This is a genomic window from Enterobacter sp. 302C9, assembly GCF_034106085.1.
GTDB classification, from domain to species: Bacteria; Pseudomonadota; Gammaproteobacteria; order Enterobacterales; family Enterobacteriaceae; genus Enterobacter; species Enterobacter asburiae_B.
In genome coordinates, this window is record NZ_JAWNBW010000012.1 from 1 (window position 1) to 17,119 (window position 17,119).

At 55.9% G+C, this 17,119-nt stretch carries 15 protein-coding genes; 5 read left to right on the forward strand and 10 right to left on the reverse strand.

Annotated elements, in window-relative coordinates; all coding sequences use genetic code 11:
• Nucleotides 1–3,815, forward strand: a 3,815-nt coding sequence (locus UR289_RS18220) for a hemagglutinin repeat-containing protein (RefSeq protein ID WP_320711188.1), incomplete at its 5' end; no start/stop codon positions are given.
• 534 nt (nucleotides 3,816–4,349) lie between these two features.
• A complete protein-coding gene (locus tag UR289_RS18225; protein WP_058841828.1) occupies nucleotides 4,350–4,805 on the forward strand; it encodes a hypothetical protein in 456 nt (151 codons plus the stop codon).
• A gap of 38 nt (nucleotides 4,806–4,843) precedes the next feature.
• Here the strand turns inward: UR289_RS18225 and UR289_RS18230 are convergent, their stop codons facing one another.
• The 4 genes from UR289_RS18230 to UR289_RS18245 form a co-directional block, all read right to left on the reverse strand.
• The gene (locus tag UR289_RS18230) at nucleotides 4,844–5,932 is read right to left on the reverse strand and encodes an AAA family ATPase (protein WP_047059659.1); all 1,089 of its coding nucleotides are present in this window, start codon (nucleotides 5,930–5,932) and stop codon (nucleotides 4,844–4,846) included.
• A 146-nt stretch (nucleotides 5,933–6,078) separates the two neighbouring features.
• Nucleotides 6,079–7,038 carry a DUF523 and DUF1722 domain-containing protein gene (locus UR289_RS18235; RefSeq protein ID WP_320711191.1) on the reverse strand — a complete coding sequence of 320 codons (960 nt, stop codon included), beginning with the start codon at nucleotides 7,036–7,038 and terminating at the stop codon, nucleotides 6,079–6,081.
• A gap of 102 nt (nucleotides 7,039–7,140) precedes the next feature.
• Entirely contained in the window at nucleotides 7,141–7,551 is a 411-nt protein-coding gene (uraH, locus tag UR289_RS18240) for a hydroxyisourate hydrolase (protein WP_210867566.1), read from the reverse strand.
• 99 nt (nucleotides 7,552–7,650) lie between these two features.
• The gene (locus UR289_RS18245) at nucleotides 7,651–8,376 is read right to left on the reverse strand and encodes a MerR family transcriptional regulator (protein ID WP_029740778.1); all 726 of its coding nucleotides are present in this window, start codon (nucleotides 8,374–8,376) and stop codon (nucleotides 7,651–7,653) included.
• A gap of 117 nt (nucleotides 8,377–8,493) precedes the next feature.
• Here UR289_RS18245 and UR289_RS18250 point away from each other — a divergent pair, with 117 nt between their 5' ends.
• The gene (locus tag UR289_RS18250) at nucleotides 8,494–9,018 is read left to right on the forward strand and encodes a lipocalin family protein (RefSeq protein WP_047059663.1); all 525 of its coding nucleotides are present in this window, start codon (nucleotides 8,494–8,496) and stop codon (nucleotides 9,016–9,018) included.
• A 2-nt stretch (nucleotides 9,019–9,020) separates the two neighbouring features.
• Here UR289_RS18250 and UR289_RS18255 read toward each other — a convergent pair whose 3' ends face one another.
• From UR289_RS18255 to UR289_RS18280, 6 genes are read right to left on the reverse strand one after another with little or no spacing between them, the layout of a single operon-like run.
• Nucleotides 9,021–10,031 (reverse strand): fimbrial protein, encoded by a 1,011-nt coding sequence (locus UR289_RS18255; protein ID WP_045889361.1) that lies wholly within the window; start codon nucleotides 10,029–10,031, stop codon nucleotides 9,021–9,023.
• Entirely contained in the window at nucleotides 10,031–10,549 is a 519-nt protein-coding gene (locus UR289_RS18260; protein ID WP_039263502.1) for a fimbrial protein, read from the reverse strand. The genes UR289_RS18255 and UR289_RS18260 overlap by 1 nt, the downstream gene beginning before the upstream one ends.
• On the reverse strand, nucleotides 10,540–13,065 hold the full coding sequence (locus UR289_RS18265) for a fimbria/pilus outer membrane usher protein (protein ID WP_320711194.1): 2,526 nt from the start codon (nucleotides 13,063–13,065) through the stop codon (nucleotides 10,540–10,542). The genes UR289_RS18260 and UR289_RS18265 overlap by 10 nt, the downstream gene beginning before the upstream one ends.
• A gap of 23 nt (nucleotides 13,066–13,088) precedes the next feature.
• Nucleotides 13,089–13,766: a molecular chaperone gene (locus tag UR289_RS18270; RefSeq protein ID WP_033147064.1), complete on the reverse strand. Its 678-nt coding sequence runs from the start codon at nucleotides 13,764–13,766 to the stop codon at nucleotides 13,089–13,091.
• Nucleotides 13,767–13,818: 52 nt separating this feature from the next.
• Complete coding sequence (locus UR289_RS18275; RefSeq protein ID WP_032661969.1) at nucleotides 13,819–14,403, reverse strand: fimbrial protein; 585 nt, start codon at nucleotides 14,401–14,403, stop codon at nucleotides 13,819–13,821.
• Nucleotides 14,404–14,456: 53 nt separating this feature from the next.
• On the reverse strand, nucleotides 14,457–15,059 hold the full coding sequence (locus UR289_RS18280; protein ID WP_320711197.1) for a helix-turn-helix transcriptional regulator: 603 nt from the start codon (nucleotides 15,057–15,059) through the stop codon (nucleotides 14,457–14,459).
• A gap of 706 nt (nucleotides 15,060–15,765) precedes the next feature.
• Here UR289_RS18280 and UR289_RS18285 point away from each other — a divergent pair.
• Both UR289_RS18285 and UR289_RS18290 read left to right on the forward strand, forming a co-directional pair.
• On the forward strand, nucleotides 15,766–16,527 hold the full coding sequence (locus UR289_RS18285; protein ID WP_320711199.1) for a winged helix-turn-helix domain-containing protein: 762 nt from the start codon (nucleotides 15,766–15,768) through the stop codon (nucleotides 16,525–16,527).
• 1 nt (nucleotide 16,528) lies between these two features.
• Nucleotides 16,529–17,008 (forward strand): hypothetical protein, encoded by a 480-nt coding sequence (locus UR289_RS18290; RefSeq protein ID WP_320711201.1) that lies wholly within the window; start codon nucleotides 16,529–16,531, stop codon nucleotides 17,006–17,008.
• The last annotated feature ends 111 nt before the right edge of the window (nucleotides 17,009–17,119 follow it).

Here is a 17,119-nt window from a genome sequence, read left to right on the forward strand (position 1 = left end):
GCGGCAACCTGCTGGTGAATGCCGGGCACAACCTTGACGTGACCGCCAGCGACCTGAAGGCGGGCGGCAGCGCGGGGCTGAGCGCGGGCAACGATCTGAACCTGAACGCGGCACAGACAAGCGAAAGCAGCCGTAAAGGGAAAAGCGAGTCCCACAGCACCGGGCTCGACCGCACCACGATTTCCGCAGGCGATAACCTGGTCCTGAAGGCCGGGCAGGATATCAACGCTCAGGCCGCCGCGCTGGCAGCGGAGAAAAGCGTCGGGCTGCAGGCGGGTCGCGACGTGAATCTGGCTGCGGAAGAGACCACGCAGGGCGACAGCTATAGGTCAGGCAAGAAAACCGTTATTAACGAATCGGTACGTCAGCAGGGAACCGAGATCGCCAGCGGGGAGAATACCCTAATCCTCGCCGGACGCGATGTCACCACCGAAGCCGCGCAGGTGACGGCGAAGGGCGATATCGGCGTGGCGGCAGGCCGCGACGTCAGCCTCAATACCGCAACCGAAAGCGATTATCACTACAAAGAGCAGACCAAAACCAAAAAAGGTTTCCTCAGCAAGAAAACCACCCACACCATCGAGGAGGACAGCGCGACGCGTGAATCCGGCTCCTTGCTGAGCGGCGATAACGTGCAGGTGGTGGCGGGCAATAACCTGCGGGTGTTCGGCTCCGCCGTGGCGGGCGATGGCGACGTGCAGCTTAAGGCGGGCAACAATGTTGATATCGTTGCGGCCACCAACACCGACACCTCGTGGCGATTTAAGGAAGAGAAAAAATCCGGCCTGATGGGCTCGGGCGGGATTGGCTTCACCATCGGCAGCAGTAAAAGCACGCACGATCTTCGTGAGAAGGGTACCACCCAGAGCCAGAGCTTCAGTACGGTGGGCTCGACGGGCGGTAACGTCGCGATTTCTGCCGGAAACCAGGCCCATGTCGGCGGGGCGGATCTTATCGCCGGGAAGGATTTAAGCCTCAGCGGCGACAGCGTCATCATCGAGCCGGGGCACGACAGGCGCACCCGGGATGAAACCTTCGAGCAGAAGAAAAGCGGGCTCACCGTGGCGCTCTCCGGCACCGTCGGTAGCGCTATTAACAATGCCGTGAGCGCGGCGCAGGAGACCAAAGAGCAAAGTGATGGCCGTCTGAAAGCCCTTCAGGCCACCAAAACGGTGCTGTCCGGCGTGCAGGCCGGGCAGGCTGCGGATATGGCGGCAACCACCGGCGACCCGAACGCAATGGGTGTGAGCCTCTCGCTGACGACCCAGAAGTCGAAATCACAGCAGCATGCTGAGAGTGATGCGGTGGCAGGCAGCACGCTGAACGCAGGCAACAATCTCTCCATCACCGCGAACGGCAAAAACAAAGGTGCAAACAGCGGCGACATCGTGATTGCGGGCAGCCAGCTGAAAGCCGGGGGCGACACCACGCTGGATGCACAGAACGATATTCTGCTGTCCGGCGCGGCGAATACCCAAAAAACCAGCGGCAAGAACAGCAGCAGCGGTGGCGGTATTGGGGTAAGCATCGGTGCCGGAGGCAACGGCGCGGGTATCAGCGTGTTTGCCAACGTTAACGCCGCGCACGGCAAGGATAAAGGTAACGGTACCGACTGGACCGAAACCACAATCGACAGCGGCAAAAACGTCACCCTAAAAAGCGGGCACGACACCGTGCTTGATGGCGCCCAGGTTAACGGCAATAAAATCGTGGCAGACGTTGGTCACGACCTGCTGATGCGCAGCCAGCAGAACAACAGCGACTACGACAGCAAGCAGACCAGCGTTGCGGCCGGGGGCAGCTTCACCTTCGGAACCATGTCCGGTTCAGGCTATATCAACGCCAGCCAGGACAAGATGAAGAGCCGCTTTGATTCGGTGGCCGAACAGACCGGGCTGTATGCCGGGGACGGGGGCTTCGACATCACCGTGGGGCATCACACCCAGCTTGATGGCGCGGTTATCGCCTCCACCGCCACGCCGGACAAAAATAGCCTCGATACCGGAACGCTGGGCTTCAGCGATATCCACAACGAAGCGGACTTTAAAACCTCGCACTCCGGTATCAGCCTGAGCGGCGGCGGCAGCTTCGGGGATAAATTCCAGGGCAACCTGCCGGGCGGCATGATCTCCGCTGCGGGTAATAAAGGCCATAAGGAAGGCACCACGCAGGCCGCCGTGGCAGAGGGCTCCCTCACCATCCGCGACAAGGCAAACCAGAAGCAGGACGTGGCCGATCTGAGCCGCGACACCGAACATGCCAACGACAGCATCAGCCCGATCTTCGACAAGGAGAAAGAGCAGAACCGCCTGAACGCGGTTGGGATGATCAGCGACATTGGCAGCCAGGTGGCGGATATTGCCAGGACGCAGGGTGACCTGAACGGGCTGAAGGCGGCCCAGAAAGAAACCGGCGCAACACTCCCCGCAAACGCGACAGAGAAACAGCGGCAGGATTATCTGGCGAAACTGCGAGATACCCAGGCATACAAAAACGTGATGGTGACGTACGGAACCGGCAGCGATATGCAGCGCGGCATCCAGGCGGCCACGGCAGCGCTGCAGGGACTGGCGGGCGGCAATATCGGAGGGGCGCTGGCGGGCGCGTCGGCACCGGAGCTGGCGTACATCATCGGTCACCGCGCAGGCATTAACGACGACAAGGCGGCAAAAGCGATTGCCCATGCCATCCTCGGCGGCGTAACCGCAGCCCTTCAGGGCAACAGTGCCGCAGCAGGCGCTGTGGGAGCCGCATCCGGCGAACTGATTGCGACAGCTATCGCCAGACAGTTCTATCCGGACACAGACCCGTCGAAGCTGACGGAAGAGCAGAAGCAGACCGTGAGTACGCTGGCATCTGTTTCAGCGGGCATAGCCGGCGGGATTGCTGGGGGAAATACGGCTGGTGCGGCGGCCGGGGCCAGTGCCGGGAAGAATAGTGTTGAGAATAATTATCTCAGCGCTGACCAGACAACCTCATGGCTTGAGAAATATAAATCGGCATCAACGGATGAAGAGCGTAAGAAACTGGTGGATGTTGCGAGCAAAGCGAATGCGGCTCAACAGCAAAAAGCGCTGAACACACAGATCAGTAAGGATTATCTTGTTAAACAACAGGATGACCTTATTCAGCTTATGCAATCACCGGGTTGTGATGCAGATTGTAAGCAACTGGCACAGTACAGCATTAATCAGCTGTCGCCAGTGATTGATAACTATGACGAGATGCAGCGATCAAACAACATACCTAAAGCAGCTATCGCAACGATTTCTCTTTCAATACCGATTCTTGGTCGTGCCGTTGCTCCTGCTGTTGCGGACTTGATTGGCAGTTCAACATTAGCAACAAGAGGTGTTTCTGCGGCTACAAGTGGAATCGCAAACGCCACGTCTCAAGCGTACAATATCCATAATGATCCAAGTGAGGTATTTAGCCCGAATAGTCTTATCACAGCAATGATTACTGGAGCAGCTACAACTGGTATGAAATATGTTGGAACTACAGCAGTGAGCACCGCAGGAGCAGGGATAAGTAGCCTCATTGATGGTAAGAATCCAACAGCGCCTATGATCGGGGCTGCAGGTGGAGCTACGTTAGGTTATTTGTTTGGGTTGGGTGTTCAGAAGGTTGATAATAAGGTATGGAATCCTTGGAGTAATGGGTTTAAAGATTATCAAAATTCGAGAATGCCATCAATAATAGAGCCACCTAAAGTAAACCAATTACCAGCAATAGCAGGTGCTACAGCAGGTGGCTATCTATCTGAGAGAGCGGGAAAAGCAGGTGAAGATTACGTCAAGGGGAAATTGAAATGAAAAAAATAATTTTTTCCTTTCTTCTTTTTTTACTTATGGGTTTCGTTACCCTTTTAGCAGGATGTGTTTTAGTTTCAGTGTCTAGCAGATTGACTGCTTTACTGATAGAAGGACATTGGCCTTCTTATTCGATTGTTAATTTCCTTGATGACTTTAACTTTAGTCTCTTCAATGGGTTTGTTTTTGGTGTGCTCATGTTTTTTGTGAATTTATTCTTGAAAATGAAAAAATATAAATAATAGAATTTGGTTGTTGTTGAGAATATTTTTGGGGTGATAAGGACATCACAATCTTCACCGAAAAGTACGTAAGTGCGGAGGCTGAGGACGAGAGGGAATAGCTTCTGTCTGATTTGAAAAAGCTGGGAACAGATAAGAAAAAACAAGCATTTATTAGATGCTAATGAGTGTGGAATAGCGTCCTAACGGGATTGGATAAAAGTTTTTACAGTTTTTACTGAGCTATTGCTCTCCAAACTTAACGACTCTATCAGTACCGAACTCATATCCTGGCCCTTCAAAAAGGATTAATTAAATGATTTATCTGCTATTAGGAATTGCGCTGTTCGCATTTTTCGTCGGAACGGTCGTTTTTTTTCGTTTTAGTAAAGCGACGGGAAGAAGCGTCCAGTCACCGTTTACCCCGATGTTTTTCTTTGACGCGCTCTTTTTTGGTCTGGGTAGTAAGCGAGACATGAACATCGCAGCATGTTCATTTATCGCCTTTTTAGTCACTATCTGGGGATTAACTTATTTAAAATTAAGCACTCATTTTTGGGGCAGTCGCGAAAGCTATTTTGGTTTTGGGATCGCCGGGATTTTATTTCTGATTATGCATTGTCGCTATTGTGCAAAAAATGTCGTTATCAAAAATGATGGCCTGGCTCCCATGAGAGAGTTGATTAATCTCCGGCGGTCCGGCCTCACCAGCCCCTTTATATGGTTAAGCAGGTCCGGGTATCTGGGGTTCTTTATTGGCATGCTTCACTGAAGCGAGATACTGCAAAACAGTCTCCGTGCCCCTGGAGACTACCCCAGCCTCTCCACCCTCGTCTCCCCCTCCACCATTGACAGCTGATACAGCGAAAACGATCGCTGTTTCTCAATCAACTTCGCCAGCTCCGGCGAGTGGCTGGTGAGCCAAATCTGCGAGTAGCGGCTGGCCTCGGCGATTAAGCTCGCCAGCGCGGGCAGCATCTGTGGGTGCAGGCTGTTTTCCGGTTCGTTCAACGCGATAAACGCCGGTGGGCGCGGGCTTAACAGCGCTACCGCCAGGCACAGAAAGCGCAGGGTGCCGTCGGAGAACTCCGCCGGTTCCAGCGGCCTGCTAAGACCCTCGCGCTGCATCATCATGCGAAAACGTCCGCCGGTGTTGTCGCTGTAAAACACGCAGCCGGGGAAGGCCTGGTCAAGGATGCGCATCAGCAGCAGCTCGTCGCCGATCTCGACGATGGTCTGAAACGCGGCCGCCAGGTTGGCACCGTCGCTGGCCAGCACCGGGGAGCGGAAGCCGACCTGCGGGGCGCGCATCGCCGAGCCGATTGATACAGAAAACTCATGATAAAAGCGCCAGTTACGCAGGGACTCGCGCATCTGCGACACTTCCGGGTAAAGATGCGGTTCGCCGAGCTGCCCGAACACCGATTCGTTCTCGTACAGCGTGCCGCTGTGGGTCACTTTCTCGTGATGCACATTGTTCAGAAATACTGCCTGGTTCTTACGCTTCATCAGCTGTGACGAAGGCCGACGGTGCTGACCGCTCAGCCAGATGGACTCCTCTTTGATCACCGGATCGAGCTGAAACTGCGAGGGATAGGGCAGCTTCTCCACAAACCCGACCTGCAGCTCGTATTCGTAGGTCTCTGTTTCCACCGCCAGATTCATCCGCCGCAGCTGGTCGCTGCGGGTTTTACCTGCCCAGAACACCTTCAGAATGCCGCCCTCGTTTGCCAGCGCCTGGGAAAACTGTCCCTGAGCGGCGCTGTGCATCAGGTGTATCGCCTTGTAGATATTGGATTTCCCGGTGCCGTTCGGCCCGAAGACGATGTTGAGCTGCTCCAGCTCCAGCGACATGTCGCGGATGGATCGGTAGTTTTGAATGTGCAGGGTGTTGATCACTGGCAGGCCCCTTTTTGCAGAATAAGCCTGTATATAATCACAGTCTTTGAGATGAAATGCAAAAAAGAGACGACAGTGAGGATGTCGTCTAAACGGGGTACTGCTTTGGGCCTCTACGGGTCAATGGGGCCTTCGCATTTTTATGATCACTTGACTGCCAGACGCAGACCCAAATCATCAGGATAGGGATCAAAGTAGTTTTGCGTCATCAGATACCGGTCGGGGTATTCGGCCAGGTAGTGCTTCAGCAGCGTGATCGGGGCGAGAATAGGCAACTGTCCGTTGCGATAGTGCAGGATCACGTCGCGCAGCTCGCCGCGCTGGCGGGTGTTCAGCTGGTTACGGAAATATCCCTGGATATGCATCAGCACGTTGGTGTGATTCTTCCGCGAGGCGGGTTTTTTCAGGATGGTCATCAGTTTTTCCCGGTACGCCACGAAGAAGGCGTCCAGGTCTTCCCACTCGTGCAGCGAGGCAACGAACGGGCCGATTTCGCGGTAGCCCGCCTGATGGTGCGCCAGCAGCTGCAATTTATAGCGGCTGTGGAAATCCAGCAGCCCACGCCGCGTCAGACCTTTAGCGCGCAGCGTGTTTAGCTCGTGCAGGGCAAATACCCGCTCGATAAAGTTTTCCCGCAGCACCGGGTCGTGCAGCCGACCGTCTTCCTCGACGGGCAGCCACGGGTAGGTTTCAAGAAGGGCGGCGGTGAACAGCCCGACGCCCTCCTTGCGGCCCCGGTTGCCGTTTTCATCGTACAGCCGCACGCGTTCCAGGCCGCAGCTTGGGGATTTTGCACAGACGATAAATCCCGACAGATCGCCGATTTTTGGCAGATAGTCCGCCGTAAAGTCGACCATTTTCTGCGTGAGGTCATCATGAGGCGGCTTGCTGAAACGGAGCTGCGTTTCGCCGCTGTCCATCAGCGTCAGGCGTATGGCCGGGCGAGGCGTCGGCAGGCCGATGGCCATTTCTGGGCAGACGGGCCTGAAATTCACCCACTGGGCCAGCTCATCCATGACGAAGCCCATACGCTTGTGTCCGCCGTCAAAGCGAACGGCGGATCCGGTCAAACATCCGCTAATACCGAGCACAGGTTTCGTTGTCATGGTGTAGTCCTCCCGTTCATATAATTAAAACTTACACAACATGACTAATTTGTCCAAGTATTAGCGGAACTATTTTTTTTATTCCTTTAAAATCAATGCGTCTTAACTGCCCTTGTAGGTCGAGTAACCGTACTGGCTCAGCAGAAGCGGGATGTGCAGCTTCTCGTTGGTGCGGGTCACGGTAAACAGCACCGGGATCTCCGGGAAGAAGGAGTCCAGCTTTTTGCCGTGGAAGTACTCTGCGGTTTTGAAGGTCACTTTATACACGCCAGGCTGCATGTCTTGATCCTGCGGATAGAGCGATTTGATGCGGCCGTCGTGGTCGGTTTTACCGCTGGCAATCGGGGTCCATTTGTCCTGCTGCTGTTTCTCCAGCGTAACGGTCACGTCTGATGGCGGCATCCCGGTTTGCTGGTCGAGAATGTGGACGCTCAGCGTGCCGGCAGGGGCGCTAAAGGCAGCAGGGGCAAAGGCCATCGAGGCCAGGATCAGCAGAGGGGCAGATTTTTTCATGGTGTTTTCCTGTTGAGTTATTCGTCACAGGAAAACGTTAGCATCTGCGGCGCGGGAAAATATTCAACTTTTCGTGAAGATTCCCGCAGGAGAAAATTATCAGAGGATAATCACTTCAAGCGATACCTGCTGCTGCCACTGCTCCACCTGTTTTTTCCGCCCGGCGGTGAGTTTGCCGCTGGTGACCAGAAGCCATTTGCGCTCCGGGAAAATTTCCGGTGCCAGCGCGTCAGGCGGAACCGGCAGGATGTCGATTCGGTGGCCCTGCCCGGTGCGCGTTAAGGCTTCGAGCCAGATCTCGCACGGGTCGTTGAGGTGCCAGCCGCTGAGCAGAATGTTATCGCCCGGCGCTTTTTTATCGCCTTCGAGGCAAAACGAGGTGTAGGCGATGATGATGCCGTCGAGGATCGCGCGCAGGGTCATGGCGGCGGCGACGTTGGCCGAGACCTGGCTGCGCAGCGGGCGCAGCACGTTCGCGACCAGCTCCGGCCTTGGGTATTCGCGTCCGGCGTCGTAAATCATCTGGCGCAGGGACTCGACCTTGCCGTCCTGCAGACGTTGCAGCATGTTCTGCTGCAGGGTTTGCCAGTTGTTGGTCCGTCCTGGCGTCGGGCGCTCCAGCAGCGGTTTGACCTGACCGATCGGGACGCCTTTTTTGACCCAGTCGAGGATTTTTAGCGCCTGCTGGACGTCCTCGTCGCTGTACTGGCGGTGGCCGCCTTCCGTGCGCTGTGGCTTGAGTAAACCATAGCGACGCTGCCACGCCCGCAGGGTGGTGGCGGTGATGCCGCTGAGTCTGGCGAATTCGCCGATGGAGTAAGCCATGTCCGTGTCCAGAGTGGAGGAATACTCTCAATATACTACGAATTTTCCCGAACGGGATGAAGCGCCGAAACGGTGCACTACACTTAACGTCCAACCGTGCAAATGAAAGGAATTCTCATGAAGCTATGGCCTGTTGTGACCGGTGTTGCCATTGCGCTGACGCTGGTCGCCTGTAAATCCCCCACGCCGCCGAAGGGCGTGCAGCCGATTTCTGGTTTTGACGCCAGCCGCTATCTCGGAAAATGGTATGAGGTCGCCCGTCTGGAAAACCGCTTTGAACGCGGGCTGGAGCAGGTAACCGCCACCTACGGCAAGCGCAGCGACGGCGGCATCAGCGTGCTCAACCGGGGCTACGATCCGGTGAAGAACAAGTGGAACGAGAGCGAAGGCAAAGCGTACTTTACCGGCGAGCCAACCACCGCCGCGCTGAAGGTGTCCTTCTTCGGCCCGTTCTACGGCGGCTATAACGTGATCAGGCTGGACGATAAGTACCAGTACGCCCTGGTCAGCGGCCCGAACCGCGATTACCTGTGGATCCTGTCGCGCACGCCAACCATTCCGGATGCGGTGAAGCAGGATTACCTGAACACCGCGCGCGGTCTGGGCTTCCGAACCGATCAGCTGGTGTGGGTGAAGCAGTAGCCCTACTGGTAGGAAAACGTAATGCTGGCCAGCGCGTTGGCCGAGCCGGGGACCAGTTCGCCGGTTCGGATGTACTGCGCCTGGAACGGTAACGTGAGCGTCTGCGCCGCCGTGGTGCTCTGGATGAAGAACTGGCCGGTCGCACCCGCGGCCGAGCTGTCCGGCCCCATCGTCAGCGGCCCGCTGCCGTTGTAGAAAAACTGCACCCCAACGCCGGACGCCGTGGAATCTCCGGTCAGGGTCACCACCGACGAGGTGTTCGACGGCGTGGTCTGATCGGTCATCACCGCGTGAACCGCCACGTTCGCGTCGCAGGTCAGGCCGACGGTAAACGTCCCTGATGGCGACGTGCTTCCCACCGTGGGCAGGGTGCGAATATCAATGGTGCCCAGCGCCACGCTGGCGTTTTTGCTGCCGACCGTACACCCGCTGGCGGTCACCGTGATGGTGGTCGGGCTGATAATCACCTGCGCCGTTTTCGTTTCGTTGTTATAGGCGGTGAGCACCGCGGCGTTGATGGTCGGGATGTTATAGACGCCGGATTTCAGGGCGGCACCGGTTTTAATAAAGGTGACCTTTGCTGACCATCCCAGATCCTGGGCAAACCCACTGGTGCCCTCTGCCGGGTAGCTTTGCGTGATACCGGTTTGCAGGGGAATATATTGCGTACTCTTAAAATCCTTCAGCCCGATGATATACCCCACGCCCGGTACGCCGGTCTCAAAAATGGTGTAATTCGCGCCGTCGACGGTGACCGTCGCACCGCTTGAGATGGCGCTGCTGCTGGGCTGCAGCGTGCCTTTGTTGCAGGTAAAAATAAGCCCGCACCAGAACACCTGCTGCACGCTGGCGGTGGCGCTCCAGGTCGAGCCGATAATGCTGCCCGGCACCACGGAATCCGCTGGCCCGCTGTAGGTCATCGGCTGAGGGGAGAGCGTAATGTCCGATTTCCAGTCCAGAGCCTGCACGCTGGCGCAGAAAAGTAATCCGCTGAGAAGAAACGCTAAACGCATCATAGATACTCCGTTGTCCAGGTGGCGAGGGCTGACACATCACCGGCGCTCACCGGCGTAGCGGTGGCAACCAGCTGCGCGTAGAAGGTCATCTGTACGCTGTCATCCCCCGCCGTTCCGTATGCGGTGGTCTTTGTATTCAGGGGAATGAGTACGCTCTCTTTATCGAGGATCTGTACCGCCACGCCGGTAGCGCCACCGTCGGCAATTTTCAGCAGCTGCGGGTTGGCATCATCCGGCGTACCGCTGAAGCGGATTTTTACGCCAGCAAAGGTTGGCCCGCACGCTTCAAGCCTGAGCGTGAAGGGCGTTTTGATATTGCTGACGGCCCCGGCACGGCTGAACTGTTTAATACCAATGGTGCCCAGCGGCACGTTCTGCTCCCCGGAGTCCTGCGCCACCACGCAGGTGTTGCCGATCAAATTGCCGGTGACGGAAACCAGCACGTCGTAGCCGCGAACGGGGAGCGTGAAAACCAACAGCAGCGCAAGGCAGCCGATCCGAAGCGTTACTGACATACCACCTCCTGAGAATAAAGACCGGTGCGGGCGTTATAGTTCTGCTTGTTTAAGGCGTAGGTAATGGCGCAGCGCTGGCGGCTGCCGCGGCCCCACACGGCGTTCAGCGTGCCCTTCTCTGACAAACCGGAGAGATACAGGCTGCCGCCATCGCCAACGATGCCGCTGGTTTTGTCATCATCGAGCGAGACCAGCGTGCCGAAGGGGAGCACGTCGTTGCCGTGACGTACGATAAACATCGCTTTTGCCCCCTGGTGCGTGGTGAAGGTGGCGCGAACCAGGGCGCCATCGGTAGGCGTTTTGTTGGCGATGGCGTTTTCCAGCTCCACGTCGTTGCCGGCGGTCGTCACGTCCAGCGCGACCTGGTTAACGCGGTACGGCGTGGCGTACGGGATCACCGCGTAGCCACGGCCGTCCGTTTTGATGCCCTTATGGTTAAGCACGGCGACATTGCTGGCTCCCGGGGCTTTTACCAGAATGTTGGTATTTCCGAGCGGCTGGCTCAGCGTCAGGCCATCTTCATGCACTACCGCGCCGCCGCTGATGCCGTAGCTGAGGTTGCGGGAGTCGCTGGCGTAGCTGTAGCCCAGGTTGTAGTCTCCCCACGCGCCTTCGTATTGCAGGGTGGCATCGCCGCCGTAGTGCTGTCGGGAGCTGTAGCGCTGGTTGACGCTATAGAACAGATTCTCCTCACCCGGCAGGTAGCCGCTCACGCCCGTGCTGGTGGTGGTGCCGGTGGAATCCGCATGGGTCGTGGTAAAGCGCGCGCGGGTCGACAGCGTCGGGTTGCCCAGCGGGACCGAAATCGACATCGAAAGGATGTTATCTTTCTTGTCGTCATACAGGCTCGAGCTTCGCTGGACGCTGACGCCAAGCGACACGTTGCGAAACGTGGCGTTCCACGCAAACTGCAGGCTTTGCGTGGTATTTGACGTGTTCCAGTAGGTCTGCTGATCCCACGACAGTGACAGCGAGCCGTATTGTCCCATCGGCTGCGACAGCAGCAGCTGGTTTTTTGCCTTGCGCGACATGCGCAGGTTGTACACGGTGTCGTATTGGGTGGTGACGGTGCCATCGTCTTCCACCGTCTGCTTTGGCGATCCGCCCGACATGCCTTTGTACGTGGTGTCGCTGAGGGTATAAAACCCTTTCGTGGAGTAGCGCAGCGAGAAGAAATTCACCCGCGTGCCAATGTCGTTCAGCAGCTTGCTGTAGCGCAGGCGCACCGAATCACCGGTATAGCGCCGATCGTCCGCCAGCTGGCTGCGGGCGTGGGTCAGGTCGATGGAGTAGGCGCCAAAGCGGCCGAGGTTTTGCCCAAACCCGAAGGCCAGGCCGTTATAGCGATCGGCAAACTGCGCCCCGCCGTAAAACGTCAGGCCGTATCGCCAGCCGTAGAACAGCTCGCCCTGCGCGAAAGAGGGCGCGTCCTGATTGCCCGTCGGACGGTATTTCCCGGCGCCGAGGGCATATTTCACCTGTCCGTTACGCACCAGGTTCGGCACGCTGGCAAAGGGGAGCGTGTATTGCGTTTTGCTGCCGTCGTTCTCCTGAATGGTGACCGCCAGATCGCCTCCCGAGGAGGTCGGGTAGAGATCTTTCAGCACAAACGCCCCCGGCGGGACGGAGGTTTGATAGATGATGTTGCCGTTCTGGCGAACCGTGACCGTGGCGTTACTGCGCGCGATGCCGCGAACTTCAGGCGCATAGCCGCTGAGGCTGGCGGGCAGCATGTTGTCATCGGTTTTCAGGGCGATACCGCGCAGGCCCACGGAGTCGAACACCTGCGCCGAGGTGTACGTTTCCCCGGCATACACCTGCGCGCGCAGGGCGTGAATATCGCGCTGCAGCCAGGTCTGCACGTGGGTGAGCTCATTGCTGTCTTTGGTCCACGTGGTGAAATCACGCAGCCGCCACGCGCCCAGGTTGACGCCGCTGTTGAGGCTCGCAAACAGCTGCTGTTCCCGCGTGCGCGTCTCGCCGCGATACTCATTGTTCGAGCCATTGACCACGTAATTCAGCCACGCGGCAGGAATGCCCGCCTCCCAGCTTTCCGGGCTGACGTACCCGCGCGGCAAATTGCGCATCGCACTTTGCGGTACGGTGAAGCTCAGGGTGAGCGTCTTCTGGTCCAGATCAAACTGCGTATCCGCAAACGCCTTCGTTAGGAAGATGCAGCGCTGCGCCAGCGGCAGGTCGCCACCCTTCGCCTGATGGCTATCGATGCCCAGCGCGGCGAATTGTTCAGGCGTGAGGCAGGGCAGCGCTTCACCCGTGCTGTCTTCAGCAAGGCGGAACGTGACGTTACCCGTGAACGCATAATTCGTATTGATATACACGTTGAGGTTGTAATCACCCGGCGGCAACGTGCTCCCGGCGTTGACCCAGGCGAGATCGGCGCTGTTTGCGCTCTCGCCGTTGAGGAACGCGGGGTTAAATTGCAGCTCGCTTTCAGCAGCCACGGCTTGCCGAATCACCAGGGAGATCACCGTGGCGCACAGGATTTTTATTTTCACGTGGTCACGCCTTACTGTTTTTATTATTGGGATAACGACGCGCGCGTGGCGGGGGTCCATGCCCCGTAATCGTTAATGGTCTGATAGCTCATGCTGCCCGCATGGCTGAAGGTTTCGGCCAGGGTCACGCTGCCTTTCGGGGGCACCATCACCGGCTGCACCGGCATACCGTCAATTTTCACGTTGATGGTGGTGAGGTAGTACGGCGTGGGGTTGCTGAGCGTGACCTTTCCGGCGCGGTAGACACCGGCCAGTTTTTTCCACGCCTCTCCCGGGCTCTCGCTGAGTCCCTCCGGGCGATAAAAGACCTTGATGCGGTTAGCCGACGCAAACTGCAGCGTATTCCCGGCGCCGCTTTTCGCCTGCTGGGGGATGGCTTTGACCGTCATCCAGTAGAGCGTCTCCCGATCCGCTGGCAGGGCTTTGCCGTTAAACATGATTTTCACCGCGCTTTCGCTGGCCGGTTTTATGACGTACAGCGGCGGCGTGATCGCGAAGTCGTTGGTGCGCTCGCCTTTCTCATTCTCCATCCACGACTGGATGAGGAACGTAGCGTCGGGATGGGTGTTTCTCACCTGCATCATGGCCTGGCTGGTGGCGCTGGAGTAGACCATTCGCGTTGCGCCCAGCCCCACGCCGCCGGCATAGACGGCGGAGGAACATAACGCACCCGCCAGGCAAATCCATGTGTTTACGCGCATAGTGTTTCTCCTGAAAGCTAAGAGAGGCCCGGCCGTAGACCGGGCCTGAGGATTACGAATAGGTCACGGTGTAGGTTGCGACGGCGCTGGCATCACCCGCGGTGGCGCCGCCCTTCGGCGAGTAATATTTCGCGCTGAAGTTCAGGGTGTTGGCACCCTTACGCAGAGGGATGGCCGCAGCAGGTTCACCCAGGTTCACCACGTTGCCCTGCTCGTCATAAAGGCGAATAGCCACGTTTTGCGCAGAGTTGGCGCTGCCGTTTGCCCCGACGGACAAGCTATTAACATCGGAGGTGTCCGGCGTGCCGGTGAAGGTGACGGCCACGGTTGTGGCGGCAATCGGGTTCTCATCCGTAGAGGCTGAGGTATCGGCGATTTCGCAATCTTCCAGGGTGATGGCAAACGCTTTTGCCGTGCTGGCAACGCTGCCTGCCGTCTTCAGCGTTGCGGTACGCACTTCACCCATATCCACGTCAATGTTGGCGCTTCCTGCGCTGATGGCGCAGGCGGAGGTCACCACTTTGCCGCTAAAGTTTACCGTGCCGCCGCTGGTGCCGGCAGCCAGGGCCGTGCCCGCTGGCAGTAATGCCGCAATAGCGATCGCGAGCAGCGTTTTATTATTGAATTGAGCTTTCATTGTCCTGATTCCATTATGGTGTTATGTCGAGATTTGCTCTGAAAGCAGCAGGTCTAACTGGTTAAAAAGACCAGCAAATCTGTCTTGTTCCTGAGCCCGAGTTTTCTTATCGCTGAGCTTTTTAACGCGCTGACACGACGGTAAGAAAGCTGCTCTGTTTCGGCGATGTAACGCATATCCAGACCCTTTCGCAGTTCCTTCAATACCCTCCATTCACCCGGCGTCAGCGATAACGCCGTGGGTTTTTTTAGTGGGCGATAACGGCTATCGACCATTTTTAATACGCTGGCTCGCCAGTGATACAGCGGGTCCTGCAGCGAGAGATAGGCGTCTATTTCACCGCGTATCCACAGCCAGGAATTTGCCGGTGCGGAATACATGCAAATAAGTACGTCGGGATAAAGTACTTTCATCTTCCTGATATATTTCAGGCAGTCATATCCCGCGTGATATTTCTCCATGCCGGACAAAAAAATCACGTCTACCGGTGCGGCTGCGAGTATCGTTTCGATCTCCATGTAATTATCGATCGATGCTGTAATCTGCATAGCCGGGACAATATTTTTTAATAACGCGGCGATCCCCTGGCGCGCAAAGTGATCTCCACCCAATAGCGCGACATTTAAATGACGTGTGTTGTTGAGCTTATTCGCCATGTCATTCCCTCGATTTATAATTGTAATGAGACTCGTCTGTCTGGCAGAACGATGCCTGTATTTTCGAAGCAATTAAGCATTGCACGGTGTGAGCCCACTATACTCAGGGCGTAAAAGAGGTAACCTGAATTAATCTTAATTTGTTTTAAGTACGGTTTAGGTGTAGCGTCAATTTCTCCTCGCTGAACCGGCTTTTGCTTATTTGCCTGTAAATAATCATACCGGTAGTTTTTATTGAAAAGTTGGCTTTAATAAATGTTTTGTAAGGAAATAGTCTGGAGACGTCATGCGACGCGGGTTGTTACTGACGGTGGCTAACAGTTTCGCACCGAAATTGTTAATTAAGACGACAGCTTTCGAATTGGTCGTAATTTCGAAACCCGCTGGCAGAGCGCGTTCTCTCTGCTTTTTATTAAAAAAACAAATTAAGCGCGCTGAATAATTCAGACAATGATGGCTAAAGCGTTCAACGGGCGCCTTTGTCGAGTTTTGTCAGTGTCAAGACGGCTTAAAATGGCGGTTAAGAAAACTTCAGACTGGTCAGATAAAGAGAAAGGAAAAATAAGATTTTTCGCCAGGCGCCAGGATATACAGTTGCGCATTTATCCGTCACATTAATCCTTACACAGGCGAGGGATACGCAGGTTAACCGTGAAGGGAATCTACTGGAGCAACAGGCGTTGACCGGAGGTATTTAGCCCATTCTATGCATAAGCATTACATTATTAATGGCCTGGTAGAGTTTCATCCAGCGGCCAGCACATTACGCGATCTCAACAATCCTGACCGGGTGGTGGTATTAAATTCCCCGGCGGGCCGCTGTTTGTTGTTATTAATAGAAAGAGTCGGAAGTATTGTGACTCAACAGGAGTGCATGGATATTGTCTGGCAGCGCCGGGGGATGCTGGTTTCGCCTAATACCTACTACCAGAATATTTCTATTCTGCGTAAGGGGCTGAAGAAAGTGGGGTTTGAAACCGATCCGATTGTCACTATCCCGCGGATTGGACTGACGCTCGCAAGCGATACGCAAATCACCGTTAAAGAGACGCAGCCGCAGGCTGATGAGGAAGAACGTGCTGCTCCGGATGTCTGCGAAGAGACTGTCGGCCCGACGCCCCCGACACGCCGCTTCTGGCTGCCGGGCGCGCTGGTGCTATTGCTGATGCTGGCTGGCGTGAGCGTTATCAGCCATAACCTGCTGCATGACAGCTATTTCGTTGACGGGTATCGCTTCGCGATGAAGATGGGCGAATGCCAGCTCTATTTTTCTCGCGATATTGAAACGCAGCGCGACAGGGATAAAGCCCTGGCCTATGCCGCCCCGTTTAAGGACCAGTGCGCTAACTATCCCTGGGTTTACGTCAGCGGCTACATCCTGCTGCCTCGCGCATCGGTCATTCGCTGTGACAGGCCAATGACGGAACCCAACCGCTGTATGTCCGATTATTTTATAGAGGATCGCTAGTATGGTTCGCTACCGTCAAACGCTTGTTGCGCTCTGCCTGTGCCTGTTGATGGGGGCTATCGTGGCAGCGTATTACCTCTGGCATCGCCATTACATCCAGCCCTTTTCCTGCCAGGCGAACTTTATTCAGCATCACCGTGATGAAACGCTCTCTCTGTGGCTGAATTACACCGTGGAGGGTAACAGCGGAATACTCAGCATGAATGGCCGGTTGAAAAGCGATCCTACGAAGACCCTGAATCGCAAAGTTTTCTTTCAGATTGAGCGCAAAGACAGCGTCTATAATCTAACGTCCATACGCAATATGAAATTTCCGGACGACAACATCAGCGACAGCTGGCTGGGGAAGTACGAGCCCTTATTTTTTATCTATCCGAATAAGAATATTTATATGCGTATTAAGAAACAGCAGAATGAGAATTATTTATTTGTTCTGGGGACGCTGCCGACCTATGTGTGCCACACGTCAAAAAACGGATAGCGACAGGGAGAAATGTTTTTAAGTTTTTGCGGGCATCATTTATGCTTGATTTAACAGCCAGGACCTATCTTAGGAAAATATAACAGCGACAATAATGTTGCGATAATGTAA